This is a genomic window from Wolbachia endosymbiont (group A) of Cydia amplana, assembly GCF_964028495.1.
GTDB classification, from domain to species: Bacteria; Pseudomonadota; Alphaproteobacteria; order Rickettsiales; family Anaplasmataceae; genus Wolbachia; species Wolbachia pipientis.
Genome location: NZ_OZ034792.1, coordinates 392,309 through 418,785 on the forward strand (window position 1 = coordinate 392,309; position 26,477 = coordinate 418,785).

Annotated in this window: 24 protein-coding genes, 1 other RNA gene and 3 pseudogenes; 20 read left to right on the top strand and 8 right to left on the bottom strand. The window is 34.8% G+C overall.

Features of this window, described 5'->3' with window-relative positions:
- Positions 1 to 1,013: 1,013 nt before the first annotated feature.
- Positions 1,014 to 2,306 (bottom strand): bifunctional UDP-N-acetylglucosamine diphosphorylase/glucosamine-1-phosphate N-acetyltransferase GlmU, encoded by a 1,293-nt coding sequence (gene glmU, locus ABWU40_RS01970; RefSeq protein WP_015588825.1) that lies wholly within the window; start codon positions 2,304 to 2,306, stop codon positions 1,014 to 1,016.
- Complete coding sequence (pheS, locus tag ABWU40_RS01975) at positions 2,307 to 3,350, bottom strand: phenylalanine--tRNA ligase subunit alpha (RefSeq protein WP_015588826.1); 1,044 nt, start codon at positions 3,348 to 3,350, stop codon at positions 2,307 to 2,309.
- 146 nt (positions 3,351 to 3,496) lie between these two features.
- Here pheS and ABWU40_RS01980 point away from each other — a divergent pair, with 146 nt between their 5' ends.
- The 18 genes and pseudogenes from ABWU40_RS01980 (at position 3,497) to ABWU40_RS02065 (ending at position 17,507) form a co-directional block, all read left to right on the top strand.
- Positions 3,497 to 5,224 (top strand): hypothetical protein, encoded by a 1,728-nt coding sequence (locus ABWU40_RS01980; RefSeq protein WP_015588827.1) that lies wholly within the window; start codon positions 3,497 to 3,499, stop codon positions 5,222 to 5,224.
- A gap of 181 nt (positions 5,225 to 5,405) precedes the next feature.
- Entirely contained in the window at positions 5,406 to 6,002 is a 597-nt protein-coding gene (locus ABWU40_RS01985) for a riboflavin synthase (RefSeq protein ID WP_012673066.1), read from the top strand.
- Positions 6,003 to 6,059: 57 nt separating this feature from the next.
- Positions 6,060 to 6,650 (top strand): CvpA family protein, encoded by a 591-nt coding sequence (locus ABWU40_RS01990; protein ID WP_015588828.1) that lies wholly within the window; start codon positions 6,060 to 6,062, stop codon positions 6,648 to 6,650.
- A gap of 124 nt (positions 6,651 to 6,774) precedes the next feature.
- Positions 6,775 to 7,105, top strand: a transfer-messenger RNA (tmRNA) gene (gene ssrA, locus ABWU40_RS01995).
- Between the two features lie 22 nt (positions 7,106 to 7,127).
- The gene (locus tag ABWU40_RS02000; RefSeq protein WP_006279412.1) at positions 7,128 to 7,565 is read left to right on the top strand and encodes a ClpXP protease specificity-enhancing factor SspB; all 438 of its coding nucleotides are present in this window, start codon (positions 7,128 to 7,130) and stop codon (positions 7,563 to 7,565) included.
- Between the two features lie 205 nt (positions 7,566 to 7,770).
- A complete protein-coding gene (locus ABWU40_RS02005; RefSeq protein ID WP_006279415.1) occupies positions 7,771 to 7,992 on the top strand; it encodes a hypothetical protein in 222 nt (73 codons plus the stop codon).
- Positions 7,983 to 8,258, top strand: coding sequence for a type II toxin-antitoxin system RelE family toxin (locus ABWU40_RS02010; protein ID WP_015588829.1), 276 nt, complete (start codon positions 7,983 to 7,985; stop codon positions 8,256 to 8,258). The genes ABWU40_RS02005 and ABWU40_RS02010 overlap by 10 nt, the downstream gene beginning before the upstream one ends.
- Before the next feature lie 171 nt (positions 8,259 to 8,429).
- Positions 8,430 to 8,708, top strand: a complete 279-nt coding sequence (locus ABWU40_RS02015; protein WP_006279515.1) for a YggT family protein — start codon at positions 8,430 to 8,432, stop codon at positions 8,706 to 8,708.
- A complete protein-coding gene (locus ABWU40_RS02020) occupies positions 8,709 to 10,823 on the top strand; it encodes an FtsK/SpoIIIE family DNA translocase (RefSeq protein WP_141456784.1) in 2,115 nt (704 codons plus the stop codon).
- A gap of 181 nt (positions 10,824 to 11,004) precedes the next feature.
- Positions 11,005 to 11,856 carry an Rpn family recombination-promoting nuclease/putative transposase gene (locus ABWU40_RS02025; protein ID WP_141456783.1) on the top strand — a complete coding sequence of 284 codons (852 nt, stop codon included), beginning with the start codon at positions 11,005 to 11,007 and terminating at the stop codon, positions 11,854 to 11,856.
- Between the two features lie 202 nt (positions 11,857 to 12,058).
- Positions 12,059 to 12,607, top strand: coding sequence for a hypothetical protein (locus ABWU40_RS02030; RefSeq protein WP_141456782.1), 549 nt, complete (start codon positions 12,059 to 12,061; stop codon positions 12,605 to 12,607).
- 197 nt (positions 12,608 to 12,804) lie between these two features.
- Positions 12,805 to 13,425, top strand: a complete 621-nt coding sequence (locus tag ABWU40_RS02035) for a TRP75-related protein (protein WP_015588833.1) — start codon at positions 12,805 to 12,807, stop codon at positions 13,423 to 13,425.
- A gap of 25 nt (positions 13,426 to 13,450) precedes the next feature.
- Entirely contained in the window at positions 13,451 to 14,731 is a 1,281-nt protein-coding gene (gene ispG, locus ABWU40_RS02040; protein WP_353279281.1) for a flavodoxin-dependent (E)-4-hydroxy-3-methylbut-2-enyl-diphosphate synthase, read from the top strand.
- 178 nt (positions 14,732 to 14,909) lie between these two features.
- Positions 14,910 to 16,188 (top strand): annotated as a pseudogene (locus tag ABWU40_RS02045) (IS4 family transposase).
- A 79-nt stretch (positions 16,189 to 16,267) separates the two neighbouring features.
- Positions 16,268 to 16,411: pseudogene (locus ABWU40_RS02050) on the top strand (IS256 family transposase); the annotation flags it as partial.
- Positions 16,412 to 16,456: 45 nt separating this feature from the next.
- Positions 16,457 to 16,741, top strand: coding sequence for a transposase (locus ABWU40_RS02055; protein WP_041573518.1), 285 nt, complete (start codon positions 16,457 to 16,459; stop codon positions 16,739 to 16,741).
- Between the two features lie 147 nt (positions 16,742 to 16,888).
- A complete protein-coding gene (locus tag ABWU40_RS02060) occupies positions 16,889 to 17,104 on the top strand; it encodes an IS3 family transposase (RefSeq protein WP_245836010.1) in 216 nt (71 codons plus the stop codon).
- A gap of 238 nt (positions 17,105 to 17,342) precedes the next feature.
- Positions 17,343 to 17,507, top strand: a complete 165-nt coding sequence (locus ABWU40_RS02065; protein ID WP_353271419.1) for an IS3 family transposase — start codon at positions 17,343 to 17,345, stop codon at positions 17,505 to 17,507.
- An 82-nt stretch (positions 17,508 to 17,589) separates the two neighbouring features.
- On the opposite strand, the pseudogene ABWU40_RS02070 reads toward ABWU40_RS02065, so the two are convergent.
- The 6 genes and pseudogenes from ABWU40_RS02070 to ABWU40_RS02095 all read right to left on the bottom strand — a co-directional run.
- Positions 17,590 to 17,996, bottom strand: a pseudogene (locus ABWU40_RS02070) (IS630 transposase-related protein); the annotation flags it as partial.
- 185 nt (positions 17,997 to 18,181) lie between these two features.
- Complete coding sequence (locus tag ABWU40_RS02075) at positions 18,182 to 18,433, bottom strand: hypothetical protein (protein ID WP_174516921.1); 252 nt, start codon at positions 18,431 to 18,433, stop codon at positions 18,182 to 18,184.
- A gap of 93 nt (positions 18,434 to 18,526) precedes the next feature.
- Positions 18,527 to 20,914: a DNA topoisomerase (ATP-hydrolyzing) subunit B gene (gene gyrB / locus ABWU40_RS02080; RefSeq protein WP_141456810.1), complete on the bottom strand. Its 2,388-nt coding sequence runs from the start codon at positions 20,912 to 20,914 to the stop codon at positions 18,527 to 18,529.
- Positions 20,915 to 21,130: 216 nt separating this feature from the next.
- Complete coding sequence (locus ABWU40_RS02085) at positions 21,131 to 21,739, bottom strand: SCO family protein (protein WP_015588836.1); 609 nt, start codon at positions 21,737 to 21,739, stop codon at positions 21,131 to 21,133.
- Between the two features lie 44 nt (positions 21,740 to 21,783).
- A complete protein-coding gene (dnaQ, locus tag ABWU40_RS02090; protein WP_353279283.1) occupies positions 21,784 to 22,479 on the bottom strand; it encodes a DNA polymerase III subunit epsilon in 696 nt (231 codons plus the stop codon).
- A 17-nt stretch (positions 22,480 to 22,496) separates the two neighbouring features.
- Positions 22,497 to 23,147, bottom strand: a complete 651-nt coding sequence (locus ABWU40_RS02095; RefSeq protein ID WP_015588838.1) for a Tim44/TimA family putative adaptor protein — start codon at positions 23,145 to 23,147, stop codon at positions 22,497 to 22,499.
- 164 nt (positions 23,148 to 23,311) lie between these two features.
- On the opposite strand from ABWU40_RS02095, the gene secB reads away from it, so the two are divergent.
- The gene (gene secB, locus ABWU40_RS02100) at positions 23,312 to 23,815 is read left to right on the top strand and encodes a protein-export chaperone SecB (protein ID WP_006279761.1); all 504 of its coding nucleotides are present in this window, start codon (positions 23,312 to 23,314) and stop codon (positions 23,813 to 23,815) included.
- A 14-nt stretch (positions 23,816 to 23,829) separates the two neighbouring features.
- Positions 23,830 to 26,415, top strand: a complete 2,586-nt coding sequence (gene acnA / locus ABWU40_RS02105; RefSeq protein WP_141456811.1) for an aconitate hydratase AcnA — start codon at positions 23,830 to 23,832, stop codon at positions 26,413 to 26,415.
- Positions 26,416 to 26,477 lie beyond the last annotated feature (62 nt).

Below are 26,477 nucleotides of genomic sequence, written 5' to 3' on the forward strand. Positions count from 1 at the left end.
ATCATGCCACCGCGAACCGTCATACCGCGATTCATTCGCGGTATCTCATCCGCTAACTGTTCTCCCTCATCATACCGTCACGGTATCTCCAGATCCCGCTAACAAGTAGCGGGATGACGAGCTTATCGTCACGCCACCGCGAACCGTCATACCGCGATTCATTAGCGGTATCTCTAGATCCCGCTAACACGTAGCGGGATGACGAGGTCATGCCACCGCGCGAACCGTCATACCGTCACGGTATCTCTAGATCCCGCTAACACGTAGCGGGATGACGAATTACTTAACCATCATCTACACCGTCATACCGCGATTCATTAGCGGTATCTCTAGATCCCGCTAACACGTAGGGGAATGACGAGGTCATGCCGCCGCAAACCGTCATACCGCCGCGGTATCTCTTAGCCGCTAACAAGTAGCGGGATACTTGACCTTTACAGGAATGACAGTTGTCGTTTAGCTATAAATATTAAGAAATTTACCAAATAAAAAAAAAGGCAAAAGAAGCCCTGGGGTTATTATCTGCTTTAAAATATTGGCGTTTTTTATGTTTTAAACGCTTGACAAGCAAGATTTAGCTGCTTTTAATTGCAACTAACCTACGCTGCAAATGTTTAAGAAATTTACTAAGCAGAAAAAAAGACAAAGAATCCCCGAGTTAGCTAGTCTTTTACTATCTCTGTCGAGTATTGGCATTTTTTGATGTCTTGTAACGCTTTATAAGCGCGTTCAGCTTATTTAGATAAAAATCTAGATGTAGATGAAGTTTTGTAAAGAGATACAGTATCTATATACTGCAAAAAATTGAATATAAGACGCCGATACATTAAGTAATCCTTACCTTTTAATCTGCAGATTGGCGAAAGCAAATACAATAGCTTCACTGTTATGATAAGGGGGCTGGCGGAGTTTGTCAAGGAAGTTTTTTTGTTTCTATTCCCAATAAAAGTTTGTTATATGGTTATGCAAGAAGTCTAATATTAAAAATGACACAACAACATAATTAAATTAGACTACTTTATTCTCTTAGTTACTTGCTTTTCTCTTGCTATTGCAAGGCTTTTTTCTGGTACATCCTCAACTATAACACTACCTGCTGCAATTACAGATTCATCATGAATATTAAGCGGCGCAATTAGTGAGCTATTGGCGCCAACAAAGCAATTGCTCCCTATATTCGTTTCATGTTTATTTTTCCCATCATAATTACAAACAATAGTGCCTGCTCCTATATTACTCTCCTGCCCTACTTTAGCATTTCCTATATAACTTAAGTGTTTTATTCTAGTGTTTTGACCAACTTCACTTGTTTTCACTTCCACAAAATTTCCTATTTTTGCCTTATTACCAATTGTTGTGTTTCCGCGTATTCTGGTAAATGGACCGACCTCAGCATTACTTTTAATTAAGCAATTTTCTAAATGCGAAAATGGCAGTATTTTCGCACCAGACTCTATTTTCACTCCAGTACCGAAAAAAACATATGGGTAAATAACTGAATCTCTGGCAATTTGCGTATCAAGAGAAAAGAAAACAGTCTCTGGTGCAACAAGCGTTACTCCGGAGTCGGTAAAAACTTTTCTTTTATTTTCTTGAAAGTAAAATTCAGCTTTTATAAGGTCATTTCTGTTATTTATTCCCGTTGCTTCTTCTCCACCGGTAATAACGTAACCGACATTTAAATTACTCTTCACTGCAATGGAAACTATATCGGTCAAGTAATATTCATGAGTTGAGCTATTGCACTCTATTTTCTCCACCAATTCACGTAAATTCTTTGCACATGCCACCATTATTCCAGCATTGGCAAGAAATTCTTCATGATTATTTTTATCACTCTTTGCTTCTACGATTTCTCTTAAGGAACCATTCTCAATAATTAACCTACCGTATTCTTTATTGCTTGTCCTAAAACCTAGGCAAACTAGAGCCTTGCCTTCTAAATAACTAATCATTTTAGTTATTGTGCTGCTTTTTATGAGCGGAGTATCCCCATACTGCACAACAACTATGCTTGAATCTGGCAATTCTCTTAGGTTTCTCATCGCAGTTTTGACCGCATCTCCCGTGCCAAGTGTTAATTCTTGTGTAATTAACTGTATATCCTTAAAACACTTTAGTCTTTCAATTAAAGGCTGATCAACTACAACAGCAATATTTTCAGGATTTAACTGTTTTGCATTGTAAATGACATGCTGGAGCATGGAAAAACTGCCTATTTTGTGTAGGACCTTAGGCAAATCTGAATTCATCCGCCTGCCATGCCCTGCAGCAAGTATAACGAACGTATGAGTTTTACTTATCACTTATCTTAAAGATGAAAAATGAAAACCGTAATGATCAAGCCAGCTGATTTTGTTGTCATAAAAGCTCCTCAAGTCGCTAATTTGATATTTTAGCATTGCAAGCCTTTCTATACCAATGCCAAACGCAAAACCGTTGTATTTAGTATGGTCTATTCCAACATTTTGAAATACATTTGGATGCGTCATACCGCATCCCAGTACTTCTATCCATTTACTACCTTTATAACTTATGTCCACTTCCGCAGAAGGCTCGGTAAAAGGGAAAAAACTATTACGAAAACGTATCTTCAGCCCTTTATCGCCAAAGAACTTATTAAGGAAGTGATGAATAGTAAATTTTAACTGGCCCATATTGACATTCTCATCGACATATAACCCCTCTATTTGATGGAACATAGGGGTGTGAGTTGCATCAAAGTCGTTTCTGTATACTCTACCTGCAGCTACTATTTTAATTGGGAACTTTTTTGTTTTTTCCATGGTTCTAATCTGTACAGATGAGGTGTGAGTGCGCAGTACCATTCTTTTATCATCTATTTTGTTCTTTAAGTAGAAGGTATCTTGCTCCTCTCGCGCAGGATGATGACTTGGAGTATTCAGTGCATCAAATACATGAAATTCATCTTCAATATCAGGGCCATCAACTGCTTTAAAACCCATATGTGCAAAAATAAGCTTTACTTCATTTATAACCTTACTGAGTGGATGGACCTTGCCCATTTTTTCTGGTCTAACGGGCAACGTGATATCAACCGCCTCGTTCTGCAATTTAAAGTTAACTTCTTCTGTTTTTAGCACATTTTCCCTATTCATGATAAGATGATCTATCTTATCACGTAAAGCGTTAATCACTGCACCTAAATCACGCTTTTTCTCTGCATTTTCTATCTTTTTTAAGTTATCAAAATACGCTCTAACTACACCCTTTTTTCCCAAATATAATAGCCTAACTTTTTCTAAATCTTGCAAAGAAGAAGCATTCTCAATTTCGGAAACTGCTTTATCTTCAAGTGAAAGTATGTCATCTAATAACTCTTTATTCATCTTAAAAACGCTGGCTTAAACTTTCATTATAGTGAAATTTTAAATATCATCAACAATCCGAAAAATTGCCCTATTCTGATTATTAATTTATTGACTAATTAATCTTTTTTATTTACCTTTGCGTTGATGAATTTGCTGTATCAACTATGCACAACAGTAACACTGAAACTAAGAATAAGTATAAAATAGAGGATTTACCTAAGCTCTTTAAGGAAAAATCCAGAAACATAAGTAAAGCATTTTCTAGCGAAACAATTAAGATCAGTGCTATTCGCTCGAGAAGTATTGAAAGCAATATACAAAAATTTTCATTTGAGCTAACAGCAACAGATAAAGACACCTTTAATATAAGATTATTTCGAATAAACCCTTTAATTGATTTTTTCAAAATCTGCCTTTCCCGGGAAAAAAAATTTACAGCCAACATAAAAGTGCCCAAAGAAAGCAGTGAACTATATAATAACTACTGTAAAACTAACAGTTATAAAACTGTAGAAGAATTCGTAAATAGTGCTCCGCCTCAAATCCTTCTGCAGGGCACAACGATAACGCTACAAACAGACGTTGAAAACATTAACCTGGACAACTTGTACCAAATCGAGTTATTTCTAAATGAAAAGCTACAACATGCAGAAAAAACTGAAAATGAAGACAAAAAAGAACAGAGTGAAACTAACCAAAAAAATGCACAAAATAAACAAATCGTACCAGTTACAGGCTCATTTGGCTTCGATGTAACAAATAATGGAAAACAAGTTACACGTGTTTCGATAGTAGTTGCTGCAATGCATGAAAACGTTTTCTGGTTTAGATCTTTTTTCTGTCTACCCAATTTTTTTAATACGTCACAATTCTTTTCCCAACAATTGCCAAAATTTTCTATACAGAGCAACAATATACCATTTGGTGTTATTCCAGCGTTTGACCAGGAAAAAAGAAACATGGATCCAAGTAGTCAAGCTACTCGGATGACAGGGGGTAGTATAGAAAATCCAATACCTCAAGAAGCAGAACAGAATGTAGGTCAAACTACTTCGCACACAGAGTATTTTAAAGCTAATAGAAAAAAATCGAAAAAGCAATCTCAAGAACTACCAGAAGAAGAAAAACAATCTACCATAAAACAAGCACGAAATGATGCTAGAGTAGCTGTGATAGATAACCAAATTGAGCACAGGGGGAAAAAGCTCGATAAAATATTTATTGAAGTGATGAGTGGATACAAAAATCAAGATCCAGAAACATTTTGCAATATTTTCAGCTCAGTATTCAATATTGTTTACTTTCAAGATAAACAATTACATGCAATATTAGAGCCAGGCGAAATATCAGAAGTATTACAGATACTCGAAAGGCCACAACCTCTTAGTAACTCACTTTTAGGTAAAGAATATTTACAAAAACAAGTATATAGAAAAAAAGAGCAATTGCTTAAATTAGTTTCAGGTGTTTATATACAACAACCTTCTCCACAACATGAAAATACTCCTCATAAATCTACAAACCCTTTACCAATTAAAGATCTTTCACCAGCAACAAATGAAGCTAAAACTCTACCACCTACTAACATTACACTCAAATCACCGTTAAAAACTGTATTTTCCTCAAAAAAGGCTTATTTTTGTCTATTTATAATAGTAGCATCTGCATCAACACTTTGCTTATGGCATTTTCCATTAGGAAAAGTGTCAATGTTAAAAGGATTAGTGCCACCAGAAAAAAGGGAAAGTATTGGGTTAGCATTGAACATAGGGTTGCCAATATTAATCGCGCTGTGTATTTTGAATTTAGCTCGCTTTATATATTCTGAATATTCTATAGAATCTATTAAGCAAGTAAGTGAAAACGATCCCCTTTCTCGCGCCTATAGCTAGTGCAGGCTCAGTTTTCCTACGTCATACCGTCACGGTATCTCTAGATCCCGCTAACACGTAGCGGGATGACGAATTTGTCGTTTTTTAAATTGTCGGTAAACCAGAATTACTTTAACTATAACAAAATAGAAATAAGTTGTTGTAAAAAATTTTTCATGGTAAAATTATTTATTTTCACCATATGTTTAAAGGAATTATCACGGATATCGGGACTATAACTGATACTACCACTCACTCCAACTCTGATCAAATTTTCCATATCAAGACACAAAATTTATCCTCTATAAATAAAGGAGATTCAATAGCTTGCTCTGGTGTGTGTTTAACTGTTGTTGATATAATGAGCGATACATTTACAGTCCAAGCATCTCAAGAAACTATGAAGGTTGCTAACTTAAATACGTGGAGAATAGGAAAAAAAATAAATCTCGAACAAGCAATGAGATTAAGCGATAAGATCGATGGCCACCTGGTTCAGGGTCATGTTGATGGGATAGTAAAATTTTTAACAATTAATCAAAATTTAGATTCTCATGAAATCAAACTATCGTGCCCACAAGAATTAATTAAATTTGTTGCAAAAAAAAGCTCCGTTACACTAGATGGGGTTTCCCTCACAGTGAATTCAGTTGTTAATCAGGAATTTACAGTAAATATCACTCCCTATACATGGGAAAATACAACTTTTCAGTACAACAAAGTAAATGATTATTTGAATTTAGAAATTGACATGATCGCTAGGTATTTAGATCAATTGATGCAGCATAAATACAATTAATTTTACAACCTTGTTATTTACAACTATTATATCTTGAAAACCATATAGATATAAAACATGCTTTTCGATAGCCTAATTATCTTCATTGTTGTTCTATGCGTAATAATCTCGGTAACTAGAGGCTTTATAAAAGAGCTATGCGCACTAATGTTTCTATTTTTATCGGTCTTTCTGACAGCTAATCACTATGATTTTTTCACTCCAAATTATAGTAAATATTTTGATTCTAAAGTTACACTAAACATACTTTCTACAATCTCTGTATTTATTATACTTAATCTTATATTCATGATAATAAATAACTGGCTAATGTACATATTATTACCCATAAGGTTGGGGTTTATCGATAGAGTTACTGGAATCTTTCTCGGAGTGCTTAAAGGAATATTGCTCTCTTATGTATTATTTTTTGCTGTGCACTTATATTGCTACACAGTATATGACAAAAAAGAGGGAGAGTATAAAATAGAAGCAGAAGACATATTGCCTAATTGGATAATAAATTCACACTCTTATCAGGCTTTATTTGTGACAGCAGAAGAAGTAATTGACATGTATGTACCAGAGTCGTTGATACTAAAAATAAAAGAGATCGGTGGAGAAATGGTTGATCAAGAAAAACCTAAAAACAATAAAAAAGAAGAGTAAATATTTATTTATAAATATTTTCATTGGGAGTATTCAAAAAGCCATATGTGTCAGGTTAAGAGCACAGAATTTTTTACTGGAAATATTAATTTTGTTTTAGCAATAAATCAACTTAAGGTCATAATATCTTGACATTTATTTAATGTTGCTATATAATAGCTATGTACATTTTGTGTACTATAGCAATAAAATTACCTTGTAATAGGTGTATTGGACCCGAGGGCAGTACTCGGCGCCTCCACCATGTTTTTTAATTATACGGGGGCGATTAAGGATCGACATGCATAGTAAAGATGGTAGCTTTGCTCGGTTAGACACCACCGCTAAGAGTTCATAATTTAAATGCAAACGATAATTTTGCTGCTGAAGAATATCGTGTTGCTGCTTAATTTAGCACAACCGGTTTATTACTAAAGCACGGTTTAGGGAACGCCGGGTAACAGAAGTTCCCCCAAAATTTACGTATGTGAAAGTTATATGGAGCAAACAGATTACAAAAAACTGCTTAATTCTGCTAAGTTTCAAGTTATCAAAAAGACTTTAGATGTTATATCAGGTAATGGTTTTATCCCTCACTTAGAAATATTATTTTTCACATATTTTAATGGTGTGACCATGCCAGATCGTTTGAAAAAGTCATACCCTACTCAAATGCTTATTATATTACAGCATCAATTCTATGATTTAAAAGTTTCTGAGGATAAATTTAGCGTCAGTTTGAGTTTTCAAGGAAAACAAGAGCGAATTACTATACCGTTTTTTGCTATTAGTGAGTTTCGTGATAAAATTTCAGGAGATGTTTTAATATTTGACAAAATCAGTATCGACTCTGATAAAGAATACAAAAGTGAAAAATGTACTGAAAAACTATCAAACGGTAGTATTATATCCATAGATCAACTGCGTGATGAGTAACTGCTCATCTTTATAAACAAAAAATATTAATAGAAAAAAGTGGTCTAACTTAAGTAATAGAATAGAGGGTAGATAAATATGCTAAATTTTTAATTATTTATTAACGCAGGTGGCAAAATTTTTCTTACGTATCATCAACTTTCTTTATTGAAAAATTAAAAAAAATGTTGTATACTTGTTACAGTAGTAGAGTTCGGTAAAACATATGGCAAATTCAGGCATTAACATAGCTCTTAGCGAAGAAACTTTAAAGCATCTTGCTGAATTATCTGAATTTACTAAACAGCCCGTTCAAGAATTAGCAGGAAAACTATTTAGAGAAGCAGTTGAGCTTGAAATGGAGGATTTTTTAGTATCTAAAATTTCTGATGAGCGTGATGTTGAAGGTGCAGAAACAGTTGATTTTGAAGATATTAAGTGGGATTAGAGCGTTACAAGGTTAAGTCTCTAAAGAGTGTTGTTGAAAAAGATTTACCAAACCTTCCAAAGACAATAAGGCTAAGAGTTCAAAAGGCTATAAAAGAACGTCTTACAGTTGACCCAATAAATTTTGGTGAACCACTACATCATAACTTAAAAGGATGTAGAAGGCTAAGAGTTGGTGACTATCGTGTAATTTACAGAGTAAATCAATTAGATCATATAGTAACTATCACAGAGATAGGACATAGAGATGATATTTATAAGAAATAAATATCAACATTAATATATATTATACACCCCTCCTTCCTTGTCCATTCTCTACTTTAGGTGGCTTTGCGCAGCTCAAAAAATGAAGTTTTTTTTGGTTCAGCAAAAACAACATTTTGAGTTTGAAAAGGCTAAATACTTGTCTTTTATATAACTTTCGTGTAATAGATATGTATGCATCCAATCATATATCTACTCAATACGTTACTTGATCTTTATAGCTTCATTCTAATATGTTGGGTTGTCCTAAACTGGCTGGTTAAACTTAATATGGTGAACATATATAATGAAACTGTCAGTAGCATAATGCACATCTTGAACCAATTGACATATCCACCACTAAAGATTATTAGAAGATATATACCACCGTTCAACGGATTAGATTTATCTATAATGATATTGCTAATAACAATTCACTTTGTAAAATATACAGTAGCTTACTACTTTAGGTAGATGTTAAAAAAATATCTAAAATCAGCAATATATCTATCCCTTTTAATATATATATATATATCAGTTTTTAGCTATAACTATAAAGATCCTTCCTTAAACACAGCTACAAATGAGGAAGTGACAAATTTAGGTGGAATAGTAAGTTCATATTTAGCTGATATATTGGTTCAATTTCTTGGATTAACTAGTGTTACAATAGCTACAACCATAGTTTACTTGTTGATCTTCAGGCCATCAAAAAGGCTGCTAAAAATTCTCTATTTAATATTAATCAATTTAGGGATATGTGCTATACTACCACAACTTTCGCTAGGCATCACTGCAAGGTACAGACACAGTGGAATAATAGGGAATGCACTAATTAATAACTGCCCGTTTTATATATTTGTGATAGTAACATCAATAGGTCTTGTAGGATCTGTTGGTTGGAAGAGAACAATTTACTCTCTATTCTTCTTATGTAAAAAAATAGCTTGCTTATTTGTAAATGTTCCATTCTTCAGATCACATAAAACTACTGAGTATTCAATTGCACCATTAGTAGTAGAAGAAAAACATAGAACTAAAATCACTACTAAACAACAACCAAAAGAAAGACAGAAAAAAGCTACCGAGGAGGTTTTAAGTGAGTTTAAGTTTCCAAGTATCCATTTACTTTCTAAAGCAGAGGAGTCTTTGCAGAGAAAGCAGCTGAATGAAATGGAGAGCAATAAAAATTTATCTCTGCTGGAACAAGTCCTGAGTGATTTTGGCGTGCAAGGAAAAATTATCAGTGTATGCTATGGGCCGGTTGTGACTTTGTACAAACTTGAACCACAAGCTGGCACGAAATCTGCAAGAGTAATTGGCCTTGCAGATGACATTGCACGTTCGATGAGTGCACTCTCTGCACGTATTTCAATAATTCGTGGGCAAAATGCTATGGGAATAGAGTTGCCGAACAAGGAACGGGAAATTGTAATGCTGCGTGATTTGCTTGAATCCCCAGAATACCAAAATGCAAACTTAAATCTCCCAATTGCGCTTGGCAAAGAAATAAGTGGAAAACCAGTTATTGCAGATCTAACTAAAATGCCCCACTTGCTCGTTGCTGGAACCACAGGGTCTGGTAAATCAGTTGCGATTAACACTATGATTCTTTCACTCGTTTATCGATTAAGTCCTGATGAATGTAAGATGATAATGATCGACCCAAAAATGCTTGAGCTTTCAATATATGATGCAATACCGCATCTAATAACGCCAGTGGTAACAGAGCCAAAAAAGGCTGTAGTCGCTCTTAAGTGGATAGTAAAAGAGATGGAAAACCGCTATCGCATGATGTCCTATTTAAATGTGCGCAATGTAATAAACTATAACCAAAGAATCACAGAAGCGATGAATAGTGGAATAGAATTGGAGCGCGTTGTGCAGATTGGCTTTAACTCAACAACAGGCAAACCTTTGTTTGAAAAGCTGCCGATTAAAATGGAAACATTCCCATATATTGTAGTGATTGTAGATGAAATGGCAGATTTGATGCTTGTTGCCGGCAAAGAAATAGAGTGCTCTATTCAACGCTTAGCTCAGATGGCTCGTGCTGCAGGAATACACATCATAATGGCAACACAACGCCCATCTGTGGATGTGATCACAGGTGTGATAAAGGCGAACTTTCCAACGAGAATCAGTTTTGCTGTTACTTCTAAGATAGATAGTCGCACAATACTTGGCGAACAAGGGGCTGAACAATTGCTTGGTATGGGTGATATGCTTTATATGGCCTCTGGTGGTAAGATTATTCGAATTCACGGCCCATTTGTGAGCGATGATGAGGTACAAGATATAGTTGATCATCTGAAAATGCAAGGTGAGCCAAATTATATGGAGGAAATTACCAAAGAAGATGAAAATTCTTCTGTGGAATCAGAAGGTGAAACAGAGGATGAAGAAAACGACCTCTACAATCAAGCAGTGGCCATCATTCAAAGAGATCAAAAAGTTTCAACCAGTTACATTCAGCGACAACTTAGAATAGGCTATAACAGAGCTGCAAACATCGTTGAAAGAATGGAAAAAGAAGGTGTTGTCAGTGCTCCAAATTATTCAGGAAAGAGAGAGATATTAGTAGAATAACAGGGCTTCTGAGAACGTTCATGCGCGTTAAGTTAGGCCATAGATGGGTATCTTAAAATTTGCTGCAAATGCAACTTTCTTGGCTATCTTTTACAAAGTTAAAAGTTGTCTTCCTTAAAAATATAATTGAATAATTGTTAATAATAGTGTATAATTATTAATATTTTCAAGCATTCTTGCCATGGCTCTTTCTAAATTTCTCGATCCAAAGTTAGATTTAACATTTAAGAAAATCTTTGGTACTGAAAAAAATAAGAATATTCTTATCCATTTTTTAAATGATATTTTAGGATGTACTGAAGTCAATACTATACAAGAAGTAGAATTCTTAAGCACCATTATGGACCCTGAAATTGCCTCTGATAGACAAAGTATAGTTGATGTTCTTTGCAGGGATTCTAGTGGGTCAAGATATATAATTGAGATGCAGCTCGCTCGCGACAAGGGCTTTGAAAAGCGCGCACAACTCTATGCTGCTAAGGCTTACTCAAGGCAGGCTGATAAAAATTACATTAATTTAAAGAAGGTTTTCTTCATTGCTATTTCCAATGGTATGCTATTCCCTGAAGAGGTTGAGTATATTTCTACTCACAATATACGTGATATAAAAACCAACGGCCATTACTTAAAAGATTTTCAATTTGTCTTTATAGAATTACCTAAATTTTCAAAAAGCAGAGTGGAGGAACTAGAAAGCACAATAGAAAGGTGGTGCTTCTTTTTTAAGCATGCAGAAGAAACGACAGATGAAGATCTAAAGAAAATTGCAGAGGAATCACCAATAATAAAGCTAGCATACGATGAATTAGACAAGTTTCACTGGAGTGAAAAAGATCTCCTAGCTTATGAAGAAAGAGTGATGGATCTACAGAAAGAAGAAGCTATCCTTGAATACAGACTTGATCTTGCTGAAGAGAAAGGTGTACGGAAAGGAAAAATTGAAGTCGCAAAAGCAATGCTGGCTAATAATGTTGATGTCAACACTATTGTTAAGTTTACTGGCCTCTCCATGAGTGAGATCAAAGAATTGTAGAATTAAGTGTTAATGGTTACAAAAATACAATAAGCATTTTTCTTCATGTATTTCGTAAGTACCTTAATTTAAGTTTTCGCACTTTTAAAAAGCAAGTCAAACAAAATTATTAAAAGGTCAATACATAATGACAGTTAATTTAATAATAATTTAAACATTGGGAATGTAAAATTATAATATATTAATTAACTAGGGGGTTAAAATGTCAAATGTTTTTAGTAATGCTTGGTATAGTTTGTCTGGCAATGATAGGTTAGATATAACAGCATTGCAAAAAAGTCAAAAAATCGATGCTGAGCAGTTTGAAAAAGTTTTTGGTGCATTAAAAGAATGGCAAGAAGCTCAAAAGATAGATGCTAAACAGTTTGAAGAGGTATTTAGTGCATTAAAAGAATGGCAAGAAGCTCAAAAGATAGATGATGAGCAGTTTGAAAAAGTTTTTAGTGCATTAGAAGACAAGATTGGTACTGAGCAGTTTCAAGCTATGCAAGAGCACTTAAACGGCCTACAAGAAAAAGTGGAAACACTTGCAGAGGCAGTAGCAGATCAAGAAAAAACACTACTAATTTGTACCATAGCCACTGCTGTTGCCGTAATAGCGATAACTAGTTTTGTTGCATTCTGTATCTATCAGGGAGTTAAGTGTGAAAGGGAGAAAGAAAAGAACTTGTCTAAAGATACGCCAGACACAAAACTTAATGATAAAGTTGATACTCAAGTGCAACAGAATAGCTTATACACTCCAAACTAAGTTGTATAACACTTTTCTTGAAAAGGTGTTACGCAACTTGTAACACCTTCCTCTTCTCTTAGCCTATGTAGATTTTTTGATAGTAAACATATCACTTTTTAGAAAAATATTTGTATTGTAAAGTTAGTAAAGATTCTGGTTTACTTAAAGTTTGTTAATTGCTATCTTTTAAAACACGATATTTACTATAGCACCATATGCTTAGGATTTTTTCTAAAGTCTTGTTTATATTAATGTTTTTGGTTTCTAGCTTTTTTACTGTGCATAGTGCTGAAGCTAAATCTAAGCTCAGTAAGAGATACATACCTCCTGGTAACCCTGGTGGTGCAAGCTTTCATACAGATGAGGATTTTGCTGAGTCATATAAGCTATATGAAAAGCGTAGGGAATTGCTCAAGAAAAAAAAGTCACAAGATCGAGCTATAAATAAAGAAGATCTAATCAAAAAATTAAAAGAGAAAAAAATTGCTAGTCTTGATAATGAGCCAAATGACATGGAAGCGTGCATAGTCGACGATGAAGAGAGCGCTATGATAAATCAGCATGGTATTAATATCGCGCGTTTAAGGGGTGCTGTATTTATAGATCAAGAGCCAGTTTTCCAGTATGAAAATAAGCAGCATGAAAGTGAACAACAAGAAGAGAAGAAAGTTACTTCAACACGAGAAAAAAAAGTTTCTCCTATGAATATCACTATAAAAAAAACTCCATCAAGAAAAACATGCTCACATGATTCTATTGCTAATTTGGATAACGTAGATGCTTATAGTTTGAATGGTTCGAGTTCATTTGGCAGTGTAGCTGACACAGTAAAATAGTATCACAATATTGGCCATTAATAATATGCTAGATAAAGACCTGATATTGAATGATGATGCATATGAATTATTGCCGATTTCCAGGCACAAGACTCATGTTGTAGAAGTTGGAAAAGTAAAGATAGGTGGAAATAATCCTGTAGTTGTACAATCTATGGCGCTTGGCGTGCATATAGATTCTGATAATATAAAAAGTAGCGCAAAACATTATGCAAAAGAGATAACAGAACTAGCGCGTACAGGTTCAGAATTGGTGCGAATTGCCTTGAACTCAGAGGAGGTAGCAAGAGCAATACCTTATATAGTAGAAGAGATAAATAAAGAAGGTTTTGACGGTAAAATATTGGTAGGCTGTGGTCAGTATGAGCTAGATAAATTAGTTCAAGATTATCCAGACAACATCAAAATGCTGGGTAAAATTAGGATAAACCCAGGCAATATAGGTTTTGGCAACAAACGTGATGAGAAGTTTGAAAGGGTTATAGAGTATGCAATAATGCACGATCTTCCGGTTAGAATTGGGGTAAATTGGGGTAGTCTTGATAAATACCTTTTGCAAAAATTGATGGATGAAAACTCTTCGCTTAGTAATTCAAGGCCTTCTGACGTTATACTGCGCAAAGCACTTGTAATGTCTGCTCTTGATAGTGCAAAAAAAGCTGAAGAAATTGGTCTAAATTCAAACAAAATAATCATTTCATGTAAAGTTAGCAAAGTACAAGATTTAATTTTAGTTTATATGGCACTTGCAAAATCTTCCAATTATGCGCTGCATTTGGGTTTAACTGAGGCTGGTATGGGCAATAAAGGTGTGGTAAATACCGCAGCAGGGCTTATTTATTTATTGCAAAATGGCATTGGAGATACAATACGGGCTTCTTTGACTCAACGTCCTGGTGAATCGCGTACTAATGAAGTGGTGGTGTGTCAGGAAATATTGCAGTCTATAGGCTTGCGATACTTTAACCCTCAGGTTAATTCATGTCCTGGTTGTGGGCGCACGAGTAGCGATCGTTTTCGTATATTAACTGAAGAGGTGAATGGCTATATAAAAACTCATATACCGATATGGAAGAAAAAAAATCCAGGTGTAGAGCATATGAGCATTGCTGTTATGGGATGCATAGTAAACGGTCCTGGAGAAAGCAAACACGCAAATTTGGGAATCAGCTTGCCTGGATATGGAGAAAAACCTGTTTCAGCAGTCTACAAAGACGGCAAATATTTCAAAACTTTACAAGGTGATAATGTCTTTGAAGAGTTTAAGGCAATTATTGATAATTATGTGAAGGAGCATTACACGTAACCTTTCACGGTTAATTAATAGATAAATCGCAAATAAAAAAGAAAATTAGACCTTGTTTTTCTTTTTTCGTTGGGAATGTTCAAAAAAGCATATGCGTCAAGTTAAGGAAATAAAGGTATGAAAGAGATAGAATAATAAGGTATAAGTTCTCCCAGATATACTTTTAGTGAGAGAACCAATGAATAAAATAACTTGCTTATCAAAAAAGCTCAAAGAATTTTTTAATGAAAAAGCAGAGAAAATCTCAATTACAACAAGGTTTATAAAAAGAAAGAGAAAGCTAAAAGGTTCATCATTCGTAAAAGCCATGGTCTTGGGTAATATAGGAGTTGATAATTGTAGCGTAGAAACAATGTGTCAATTACTAAACGAGGACTCGATAGATATAACAAAACAAGGTTTGGATTTTAGATTTACTGAAGAAGCAGTGGAATTTATGAAAAGGATGTATAATGAATCTGTGATTCTCTTTAAAAATATCTTGCAAGTTGATTGCAAAATCTTACAGCAATTTAATAGTGTTAAATTATTGGACAGTAGCTATATTACTCTACCTAACAGTATGGAAGAGATGTATAAAGGTTATGGTACTAGCTACAGTGGCTATGAAAGCAATACTAAGTCTGGAATAAAGTTACAATTAGTTTTCGATTACATGAATCAGATAATAGACCAACTTAATTTAACGGAGGGAATAAGATCAGACCAGGGATATAGGAAACATTTAAGTAATATATCAAGCAATGATTTGCTAATATCTGATCTCGGTTATTTTGTGCCAAGTTCTTTTAAACAAATCAATGAAATAGGAGCTTATTTCATAAGTCGTCGATACCAACGTATATGATGTAGAAACAAATCAAAAAATGGAGTTATTAGAATGTTTAGAGATTTTTAGAAAACGAGGTATTGTTAGGAAAAGAAGCAAAAATTAGAGTAAGAATTATATGTCAGAAACTAACTGAATATGGCCAGAAGAAGGAAAGCTAATAGATTAGCAAGATCGCAGGATCCTCTAAAAGAAATCAAAAATTGTTGAACTGGTATAACTAATGTTCCAGAAAATAAAATTAGTGCTGAGCAAGTATTAACGATTTACAGAGTAAGGTGGCAAATTATTTAAATTGTATAAAAGCCATATCAGGCTTGATAAGCTAAAAGGAAAGCCATGCAGAGTATTATGTGAACTATATGCTAAATTGTGCGCAATTCTTATATTTCACGGCATAGTTGGTTGCACAGAAGTGAAAAAGAATACAGAACTTAGCTTAACAAAGGCATTTATTGAGCTAAAAAGGCGGGTTAGAGAGTTATTTTTAGTATTAACCAAAATTAATAGTTTAAAAGCATTTCTTAAAAAACTCACTATAACTTGGTCGCGATTTTCATTAAAAGACAAACGTAGAAGGGCTAGAGTATCCACTTTAACCTCTCTAAATTTGCTCACAATCTCTTAACTTGACGCGTATGGTTCAAAAAAGTGTGTCAAACCGAAAAAAAAGTAATAAATTGATATAAAAAAATGGAGGTTTGACAATGAGTCAGAAAGTAGTAAACAGAACTACCGGTTTGGTAGATTACAAAGAACTGGAAGCAAATATACTGTCATCAATAAGGGAAGGCAGACCATTAACAGGAAGGGATGGAGCATTTGACCTTACCCAGAAAAAGTGGAGAGAAAGAAAGGAGTTTTTTCGGGTAAAATAAAATTTTGGAGGATTAGAAATGGTAAGAGAATATACGGCAGAATTCAAATTGGAAGCTGTTAAGCTGGCAAATGAACAAAGAAAGGTAGGTCAACCAGTTGCAAAAGTAGCAAGAGATCTAGGAATAAGGGATAGTGTATTAGGAAAATGGATGAAGAAATATAACGAAAAAAAGTCAGCGGCAAATGCATTTCCAGATGTAGCACCTTATGACAAAGAGAGATTTGATTTACAGAAAGAGTTAGCAAAAGTAACAAGAGAAAGAGACATTTTAAAAAAAGCCCTGGCCAGTCAAAAAGAGTAAAATATTTTTTCATAAAAGAGCATAGTAAACACTATAAAGTGCAGGAGTTATGTAGGGTTTTCTGCTAGTGGCTACTATAAGTGGACTACAAGGAAAATAAGCAGTAGAGAATCAGCAAATAAAGAGTTATTAGCAGATATTCAAAAAATATATCAAGCTTCTAAATGTAGATATGGAGCTCCTAAAATTCATGCTGAATTAAAGGCTTTGGGTAAAAGTTGCAACTTAAAAACAGTGCAAAGTATTATGCAGAAAAATGGTATTCAGGCTATATTGAGAAGAAAATTTAAAATTAAGAAACAACAAACGGACAGTAGCTCCCAATATATTAGACCAAAACTTTATTGTCGATCAACCAAATAAAGTATGGGATTACTTATATAAAAACCAAAGAAGGATGACTATATTTGGCAACAATAATCGATCTATATTCACGCATGGTAGTTAATGAGCAGTTCAATAAATAAACAATTGGTTATGGACTCTTTATTAATGGACGTTAACAAGCGTAAACCTGCCAAAAATCTACTATTACATAGTGATCAAGGTTCACAATATACTTCGCAAGGTTATCAATATCTCTTAGCTGTAAAGAACATAGATGAGTCATAAAGGTTGTTGTTACAACAATTCTGTTGTGGAAAGCTTCTTCAGTTCTCTAAAAAGGGAGTTACCAATAGACACCTCTCGGCACTCTAAACAGCATATCAAAACTGCTATATTTGAATATATAGAAATTTTTTATAACAAACAACGTCACTATTAACTATTGCATTCTTGAGCATTTTGATTCATCATTCTCTTTGTGAAAAACATTCCAAACTTTCTCTCCACTTTTTCTGGGTAAGGTCAATATATACAAGATTATCACGATGTTTTGTCGCTATAACCCTTGCAAATTGAGCTCGCTTTTCTTCATTTCTTTCTTTATATCCGTAGGTCTTTTTTTCTTGTAAATCCAATATTTTTAAGTGCGCGGTGAATCATTTGTCGACTCCAGAGTTTGGCCATCTCTGACTGAGTCTTGCCACCATGGTTTTTTGCAAATTCGGTGAAGACATTCCAGTCGGTAATTTTATGCTACGCTTCCAGGCTTTTTTGACTGAAAATCTCCCGTTTCCTCACGCCTTTTCTGCCACTCATATAAAGTCGTTTTTCCAATTTTAAATCTCTTGGCAACAGTTGCTCTACTTTCTCCTTCATCCAATGCTTCCATTGCTTTTTTCCTTAAGTCGTAACTATACGCTGCTGGCATACAAACCCCTCTACCATAAATCCATTCTTACCTTATTTGGATTATTATGAGAAGAGCTATAACTCTATGGGAGGGAAGCAAAATCTGGGATTCGGCCTTAATGGCATTAGCGTCGCATCAGCTTCACCCTCCCTGTGAGGTATTTTAGCTCTAATGCCTCACATCATAAAGATACAAGTGTCAAGCTACTTGGATGACAGGGGAGGGAGGCACTGGGATGACAGGAGAAGGTAGTGGGAGACACCCTGACAACCGTCATCCCGCTGCTTGTTAGCGGGATCTAGAGATACCGCGAATGAATCGCGGCATGACGTAGGACTGCTTTCATTCCAGTGCTTGACACTGGAATCCAGCCTTTCTGCAATCTCATCGAAAACGTTGTAACCACTTTCTATGCTAGTTTGCTTGTGAGCAACCTGGATTCCAGTGTCAAGCACTGGAATGACACCGTTATAAAGGAACCAGTGTCAGCTACTTGAATGACACAGTCTTTGCTTAAACCCGTAACGTTCGTACATTTTGCTAAAAGTTCAAATATCAACATCATGCACGTTGAGTGCATTGCTATTAATAAAATCACGGCGTGGTTCAACTATATCACCCATTAGTATTGAAAATATGGAATCAGCTTCTTCACAATCTTTTATTTCAACCTTCAGTAAAGTTCTAGCCTCAGGATTTAACGTAGTATCCCATAGCTGATCAGCATTCATTTCACCAAGACCTTTAAATCTCTGCAGAGTTAAACCCTTTTTACCATAGTCCATTATTATTTTTGCAAGCGTACTTGGAGAAGTGATTCTTATTTCAGTTTCTTGTGACTTTAAAAATGAATCACCATTAAATAAATTACTTATACCATCAAGCAAACTTAATATGCTTTGCATATCTTTGCCTTCAAGCATACTAAGTGCAAATATATATTTGTCTGCCAATCCTTGAAACAATTTAGAGATGTGAATTTCTTTTTCTTCATCTTTTATTTCTACTTCCCAAGTGTATTCGCTGTACATTAATTTTAAATACTTTAATATCTCATCAGCCGATGATAGAGCATTCTTTTTGCTTAAAATTAGCAATGACTCTAGGAGATTTTGTGGTATTTCTCTATCATAATTTTTGCTAATATTAGAAATGCTAACGCATTTATTCAAAATAAGGCGCAAGTCGTTAAATTCTGTAGCTGTACCACTTAGTGTTAATCTTTTAACTGCTGAGTTTATTATATACTCTTCAAAAGTTTCGTCATCTTTAATATAAGTGTCTTTGGCATTCTTTGTAACTTTATAGAGGGGTGGCTGTGCTATGTATAAGTAACCTTTTTCAATAACTTCACGCATATGTCTAAAAAAGAAAGTTAGAATCAAAGTTCTTATATGTGAACCATCAACATCTGCATCTGTCATGATGATAATTTTATGATATCTAGCTTTTTCAATATCGAAGTGTTCACTCCCTATTCCAGCACCAATTGCAGTGATTAAAGAGCCTATTTCTGCAGATGAAAAAATACGATCTAAACTTACACGTTCTACGTTTAGAATTTTTCCTCTTAAGGCAAGCACTGCTTGTGTTTTACGATTACGCCCCTGCTTTGCAGTACCACCTGCTGAATTACCCTCTACTATAAATAATTCCGATAACTCAGGAGCTTTTTCCTGACAATCAGCAAGCTTTCCTGGCAGAGTTGCAATATCAATATTGTTTTTGCTTTTAACTAGCTCGCGCGCTTTTCTTGCAGCTTCTCTTCCTTTTGCTGACCTGATTGCTCTTTCTACTATGCTTGCTGCCAATTTGGGATCAGTTTCAAGGATTGTGCTCAATTTATCAGAAACTATACTTTCTACAACTGCACGTGCTTCAGAACTAACTAGTTTATCTTTTGTTTGTGAAGAAAACTTAGGATCAGGCATCTTAAGAGATAAAACACAAGTTAAACCTTCTCTAACGTCCTCTCCAGTTAAATTTACTTTTGCTTTCTTTAAAAACCCTTCATTAGTTGCATAGGTATTGATACATCTAGTTAGTGCAGATCTAAATCCTGCCAAATGCGTACCACCATCTCGTTGCCGTATATTATTAGTGAAACACAACATATTCTCATAGTAGGAATCATTCCATTCCATCGATATTTCCAAGCTGATGCCAAGATCGTCTGCATCTCCTTTCATACTGGCAATTTTAGTTACATGTGTCTTATTCTTATCTAAATACTGCACAAAATTTGCTGTACCAAAATTGTCTTTAGATTGATTGCTCTGATTGAAATGAGATTCTGTATATGGTTCATTGCGCAGATCACGTAAAGTAATGTCGATATTTGAATTTAAAAATGCTAATTCTCTTATACGACTTTCAAGCGTTGAGTAACTGAAATTAATGCCATTAAAAGTCTCTGTTGATGGCATGAACGTGACTTTAGTTCCTCTTTTGTTTGTATTTTCGTTGACTACCTTTAAAGGTTCAATAGACTCACCATCTTCAAAACGCATAAAGTGTTCTTTCTTATTGCGCCAAATAGTTAATTCCAACCAGCTTGATAATGCATTCACAACTGAGATTCCAACACCATGTAATCCCCCAGAAACTTTATAGGTATTACTGTCAAATTTACCACCAGCATGGAGTTGAGTCATTATTACCTCTGCTGCTGATATTCCTTCTTCTTCATGAATGTCAGTTGGAATGCCACGACCATTGTCGGTTACTGATACTGAACCATCTTTATTTATGCTAACTTCAATTTTATCACAATATCCAGCTAAAGATTCATCTATTGCGTTGTCAACAACCTCATATACCATGTGATGCAAGCCAGATCCATCGTCAGTGTCACCAATGTACATACCTGGACGTTTCCTTACAGCATCAAGACCCCTTAAGATTTTTATTGCATCGGCATTATAACTATTTTCCATGGTATTGCTTCATTTATGAATGTAAATTAATATTACATTCATATATGCTGATTAGCAACATTTTTAAACTGATAACCCATATTAAAAGCACAATTTTACGAATGTTTATTTTTGAAAACAGCAAATAGTGTCATTCCAATGTGTCTTCCCGATGGAGATTAAATTATAACGCTCATGCAGTTGCGTGTTCGACTAATTAACAGAAAAATCTATAATTCAGTTTACGTATTTTCTGATCTCAGCCAAAATCTTATCAGATTGACTTTCGTCTGAATTTAAATCAGCTGCAAAGTGTGTAACATATTTTCCTCCAGGGCCAATAAGGTACATTATTGAAGAATGGTTGATTTCTTCTTCTCCACCAACTTTGCTAGCATATACTTTATACTTTGCAATTACTTCGTCTATTTTTTCTCTTTCACCAGTTAACATTTGTATTCTGTGGTCAAATTGCTGCTGAAATTCTTTAAGTCTTTCCGTGCTATCGCGCTCAGGATCAACTGTGATAAAAAATGTTTGTAGCTTGTTGTTAGTTTTCTCATCTAACCTTGCAAGTGTTTCTGAAATTATCCCAAGGTTCATAGGGCAAATTCTTTTGCATGAGGAAAACCCAAAGAAAATCATCATGTATTTATCTTTAAAATCACTACTGCGCAGGATCTGTCCGTCCTGATTAATTAAAGAAAAATCTCCGCCTATCTTAACTTCTGCGTTGTGAATCGCTGCTGGGGCAAATATGCCTTTTTTAGTGAAATAACAATAACCTAAAAAAACAACTGCTAATGCTGCTAGCACATTAGATAACAATCTTATAAACCTTACCATTAGGGTGCTCTCAGTAAAATTAAATTGTATCTTTATTAGTTGACCTATTCAATATATTTATTCCAAAGTGTATTGTTAATTTTGTCTAACAGTTTCTTATGTTCATCAATTTCTTCACTATTTGGTGAATGTTCTCTGGGAGTTAGATTACGCACTTTATGCTGAACGAATGTAGAGTTACTGTCCTGATTGCATTGATTATCAAACAGAAAGGTTTGTAACCCTCCTGTAAGTTCAACATATACCTTTGCAAGCAATTGAGCATCAACTAGTGCTCCGTGCAATTCTCTATTCTCTAGCGATATATCAAAACGCTTACATAATGCATTCAAAGAAGCAGGTGATCCTGCGAATTTTTTCCTCGCAAGAGGTAATGTATCTAGCACTCTATCTGAGGAAATTAACCCAGCATTCAGCTTGCTTAGCTCCATGTTAAGGAACTTAACATCGAATTCAGCGTTGTGAATTACCAAAATATCATTAGATATAAAGTCAAGAAATTCAAGTGCAACATTTGAAAATAATGGTTTATCTTCTAAAAATTCTTCACTAACACCGTGAATCTTAAACGAGTGATAAGGTATATCTCTTTCTGGGTTAAGGTACCGATGGAATACTTTACCTGTTGGAATGCGGTTAATTAATTCCACACACCCTATTTCAATAATTCGATGACCAGATTCAGTGTCAAGACCTGTCGTTTCAGTGTCAAGTACTATTTCGCGTAGCTTGCTTTCCATTTCAAAAAAAACTCATCTTACTTGTCATTTGTCTTATCGTTACTTGTCTTTTTATAGTGAATAGAAACAAGCAACCAGCTTGGGTCTGATGAATTAACATTTTTTTTGAATTGCCATACATCCTCAACTTTATTAATGGTGGATGTACTACCTGATATGATATCCCCTTTATTATTCTTAACGAAGTTAATTTGCTCTGAAAGGAAATATACTGCAATAAACACTGCGTTTTTTACTAGCTTTATTTCTAAAATCTTTTGTGAAACAATAGAAACAATTATAGACTCGTGCACCTCTTTACGATGTTTAATCTTCTCTGCAAAATTATCATATAAGTCTTTATCGAGAAGTGGTTTTAACTGAGACAAATTTCCTTGATTGAAACATTTTATTATTAATTCAAAAGCTATGCTTGAACCTTCTATAAAGTGGGAAATAGAAAAATCTTTGTTTTTTTTTAATATTTGTTTATAAGTAAATTTTATTGAATTTTCATCATTGCTATCAATGTAACCCTCAATGTTTTCTACTACATCTTCTCTACTTCGGCTTACATCCAATACATTAGTTAGCTTTTTTAGGTTGAGGTTGGCTGACCTTCCTAAAGAATTATACAAACGTGAAAAAATGAACGCCGCTAATAAAGCATATATTACAAGCTCTATCATAGTAACTCAACTCCTTGGCATATAAAGTATCCGAACATTATTAATTATTAATGAAAATATGTTTTTCATATCAACTTATAATCAGGTTTGCTATTCGTTTGTAAATGAATATATTATATAAGAAAGTATTAAATATCTCAACTTAATTAAAGGAGACGTAAGAAATGCCACAACAAAAAATGAGAATTCACGGTCAATATGTTAAAGATCTATCATTTGAGAATCCGAATTCGCCATTCCTTTCTTCTAGTAAAGCTCCAGATATTAATGTAATGGTTAATATCAATTCAGCAAAATTAGAAGGGACGAAAAACAAAGAAGAAGTGAATGAAGAAAAATCTTTTCATGAAATTACTTTGCATATAGAAGTCAAAGCAACGGTAAAAGATGAAGGCATAAAAGATGGTGTAGCTTTCATTTGTGAGACGAAATATTGTGGCATTTTTTCAATAGAAAATTTAAAAGAGTTGAGTGAGGAAGAGGTAAGACAAGCTTTGTTTATTGGCGGACCTACTTTTCTTTTCCCTTTTGCAAGAGAAATAATTGCAAGAGTTACAAGTAGTGGTGGATTTCCCCCACTGATGCTAGATCCTATAGATTTTGAAACTATGTATGAGCAGCAAGGTCAACAACAAAAAAGTAACGGTAGTAATTCCAATTTTAACTAATATAGTGTGATAGGATGAACAATTCTTTAAACGCAAAAACGACTTTAAACATTGACGGGAAGTCATACAACTATTTTAGCCTAAGTAGTGCTAGTGAATTTTTAGGGACAGATGTAACTAAATTGCCCTGCTCACTTAAGGTGCTGCTTGAAAATTTATTGCGTAATGAAGATGGAGTAAACGTAAAGCTGGATGACATAAGAGTACTAGCAGACTGCGTTAATAAACACACTAATCACGAAATTAGCTATAAACCAGCAAGGGTGTTGATGCAAGATTTTACAGGGGTTCCTGCTGTTGTTGATTTAGCTTCAATGCGGAGTTATGTCAAGAAAAATGGAGGAAGCCCGAGCAACATAAATCCTTCTGTACCGGTTGATCTTGTGATTGACCATTCTGTTCAAGTAGATAGTTATGGAAGTGTTTCCGCATTCAGTAAGAATGTTGAGTTAGAAGTAAAAAGAAATTTGGAGAGATATCAATTTTTAAAGTGGGGAGAATCGTCCTTCACAAATTTTAGAGTAGTGCCGCCTGGCACAGGGATTTGCCACCAAGTGAATCTTGAATATTTAGCGCAAGTTGTGTGTAATAATGATGGAGTCATATATCCTGATACTTTAGTTGGTACTGACAGCCATACTACAATGATTAACGGGTTATCAGTCCTTGGTTGGGGTGTTGGAGGCATAGAAGCTGAGTCTGTGATGCTTGGTCAACCAATTAGTATGGTGATTCCAGAAGTAGTTGGATTTAAATTAATTGGCAGATTGTCGGAAGGAGTAACTGCGACCGATTTAGTGCTGACGGTTACCAATATCCTAAGAACAAAAGGCGTTGTTGGTAAGTTTGTAGAATTTTATGGTGATGGTTTAGATTATTTATCTTTGGCAGATAGAGCCACTATAGCAAACATGGCCCCGGAGTATGGCGCAACTTGTGGATTTTTTCCAATTGATCAAAAAACGCTAGATTATTTAAGCTTAACCGGAAGGCCAGAAAAGCTGATTAAGCTAGTTGAGGCTTATGCGAAAGAGCAAGGACTGTGGCGTAGCAATAATGAGTTAGCATTTTTTGACACACTAGAACTTGATTTATCAAGCGTGAAGCCAGTAATGGCTGGTCCCAAAAGACCACAAGATAAAGTTTTTCTTTCACAAGTGGCAGAGTCTTTTTCTAAATCATTTTCAGTTAATGAGTCAAAGGAAAACGATAAACTCCAAGATGGAAGTGTAGTTATTGCAGCAATAACAAGCTGCACTAATACCTCAAATCCAAGTGTGATGATTGCTGCAGGTCTTGTAGCTCGTAATGCAATTAAACTTGGATTAAAATCAAAGCCTTGGGTTAAAACTTCTCTTGCTCCAGGGTCACAAGTTGTAACAGAATATTTAGAAAAGTCTGGATTGCAGGTAGATCTAAATGCTCTGGGCTTTAATTTAGTTGGATATGGTTGCACAACTTGCATTGGGAATTCTGGTCCACTTAATAAAGATATAGAAGATGGCATTAAAAACAAAAACTTAACCGTTGCTGCAGTTTTATCTGGTAATCGTAACTTTGAAGGAAGAATTCATCCGTTAGTCAAAGCTAATTACTTGGCATCTCCGCCACTTGTTGTTGCATATGCACTTGCTGGTACTGTGCAAATTGATCTGACAAAAGATTCAATATGCAAAGATAAGAATGGAAATGATGTCTATCTCAAAGATATATGGCCAACAAACAATGAAATCGAAGATTGTGTTAAAAGTGTGGTAACACGTGAGATGTTCATACAAAAGTATAAGGATGTTTTTTCTGGTGATGAACATTGGCGAAAGATAAAGTGTGAAAAAAGTGAAATCTATAATTGGGATGCAAATAGCACTTACATACAAAATCCGCCCTATTTTGATAATTTATCACCTAAAAATAATAAAATCGATATAAAAGGTGCACAAATATTGGCAATGTTTGGCGATAGCGTAACCACTGACCACATTTCCCCTGCTGGAAATATTGCCTCAAGTAGTCCTGCAGGTATATATTTAAAAAATCTTGGAATTGAGCCACAGGACTTTAATTCGTATGGGTCTCGTCGTGGTAACCACAATGTAATGATGCGTGGGACTTTTGCTAACATTAGAATAAAAAATGAAATGGTAAGCATCGAAGGCGGCTATACAAAATATATTCCTTCTCAAGAAACTATGTCGATTTTTGATGCAGCAATGCGCTACAAGGAAGCTCTCATCATTGTGGCAGGAAAGGAGTATGGCACAGGTTCAAGTAGGGATTGGGCAGCAAAGGGTACTTTATTGTTGGGGGTTAAAGTTGTCATTGCAGAAAGCTTTGAGCGTATACATAGGTCCAACTTGGTCGGCATGGGTGTTCTTCCACTTATATTCCAAAATGGAATAACCAGAAAGATATTTGATGGTAGCGAGGTAATAAGCATAAAAGGTGAAATAGTGCCAGGTGGAAATCTAGAATGCATCATCAAAAGAAAGGATAATTCAAAGCAATCAATTCAACTCAAATGCTGTGTACAAACCGCAACTGAGACTAAATACTTGATGTGTGGTGGAGTGTTGAGCTACATACTTGCACAATCTTTTTGATTTAGTGAAGTTATTGCATGGACTTCTTTTAGCCAGCCCTGATCCCTTTGTAAATAGCAATT

Bases quoted from the DNA above. Each gene is read 5' to 3' on its own strand.
- dnaQ (WP_353279283.1), bottom strand. From the start codon at position 22,479: ATGGAAAGCAAGCTACGCGAAATAGTACTTGACACTGAAACGACAGGT.
- ABWU40_RS02030 (WP_141456782.1), top strand. From the start codon at position 12,059: ATGTCAAATGTTTTTAGTAATGCTTGGTATAGTTTGTCTGGCAATGAT.
- ABWU40_RS02065 (WP_353271419.1), top strand. From the start codon at position 17,343: ATGAGTCATAAAGGTTGTTGTTACAACAATTCTGTTGTGGAAAGCTTC.
- ABWU40_RS02095 (WP_015588838.1), bottom strand. From the start codon at position 23,147: ATGATAGAGCTTGTAATATATGCTTTATTAGCGGCGTTCATTTTTTCA.
- acnA (WP_141456811.1), top strand. From the start codon at position 23,830: ATGAACAATTCTTTAAACGCAAAAACGACTTTAAACATTGACGGGAAG.
- ABWU40_RS01990 (WP_015588828.1), top strand. From the start codon at position 6,060: ATGCTTTTCGATAGCCTAATTATCTTCATTGTTGTTCTATGCGTAATA.
- ABWU40_RS01985 (WP_012673066.1), top strand. From the start codon at position 5,406: ATGTTTAAAGGAATTATCACGGATATCGGGACTATAACTGATACTACC.
- ABWU40_RS02085 (WP_015588836.1), bottom strand. From the start codon at position 21,739: ATGGTAAGGTTTATAAGATTGTTATCTAATGTGCTAGCAGCATTAGCA.
- gyrB (WP_141456810.1), bottom strand. From the start codon at position 20,914: ATGGAAAATAGTTATAATGCCGATGCAATAAAAATCTTAAGGGGTCTT.
- ABWU40_RS02020 (WP_141456784.1), top strand. From the start codon at position 8,709: ATGTTAAAAAAATATCTAAAATCAGCAATATATCTATCCCTTTTAATA.
- ABWU40_RS01980 (WP_015588827.1), top strand. From the start codon at position 3,497: ATGCACAACAGTAACACTGAAACTAAGAATAAGTATAAAATAGAGGAT.
- ABWU40_RS02035 (WP_015588833.1), top strand. From the start codon at position 12,805: ATGCTTAGGATTTTTTCTAAAGTCTTGTTTATATTAATGTTTTTGGTT.
- pheS (WP_015588826.1), bottom strand. From the start codon at position 3,350: ATGAATAAAGAGTTATTAGATGACATACTTTCACTTGAAGATAAAGCA.
- ABWU40_RS02055 (WP_041573518.1), top strand. From the start codon at position 16,457: ATGGTAAGAGAATATACGGCAGAATTCAAATTGGAAGCTGTTAAGCTG.
- ABWU40_RS02015 (WP_006279515.1), top strand. From the start codon at position 8,430: ATGCATCCAATCATATATCTACTCAATACGTTACTTGATCTTTATAGC.
- ABWU40_RS02005 (WP_006279415.1), top strand. From the start codon at position 7,771: ATGGCAAATTCAGGCATTAACATAGCTCTTAGCGAAGAAACTTTAAAG.
- ABWU40_RS02025 (WP_141456783.1), top strand. From the start codon at position 11,005: ATGGCTCTTTCTAAATTTCTCGATCCAAAGTTAGATTTAACATTTAAG.
- ispG (WP_353279281.1), top strand. From the start codon at position 13,451: ATGCTAGATAAAGACCTGATATTGAATGATGATGCATATGAATTATTG.
- secB (WP_006279761.1), top strand. From the start codon at position 23,312: ATGCCACAACAAAAAATGAGAATTCACGGTCAATATGTTAAAGATCTA.
- ABWU40_RS02000 (WP_006279412.1), top strand. From the start codon at position 7,128: ATGGAGCAAACAGATTACAAAAAACTGCTTAATTCTGCTAAGTTTCAA.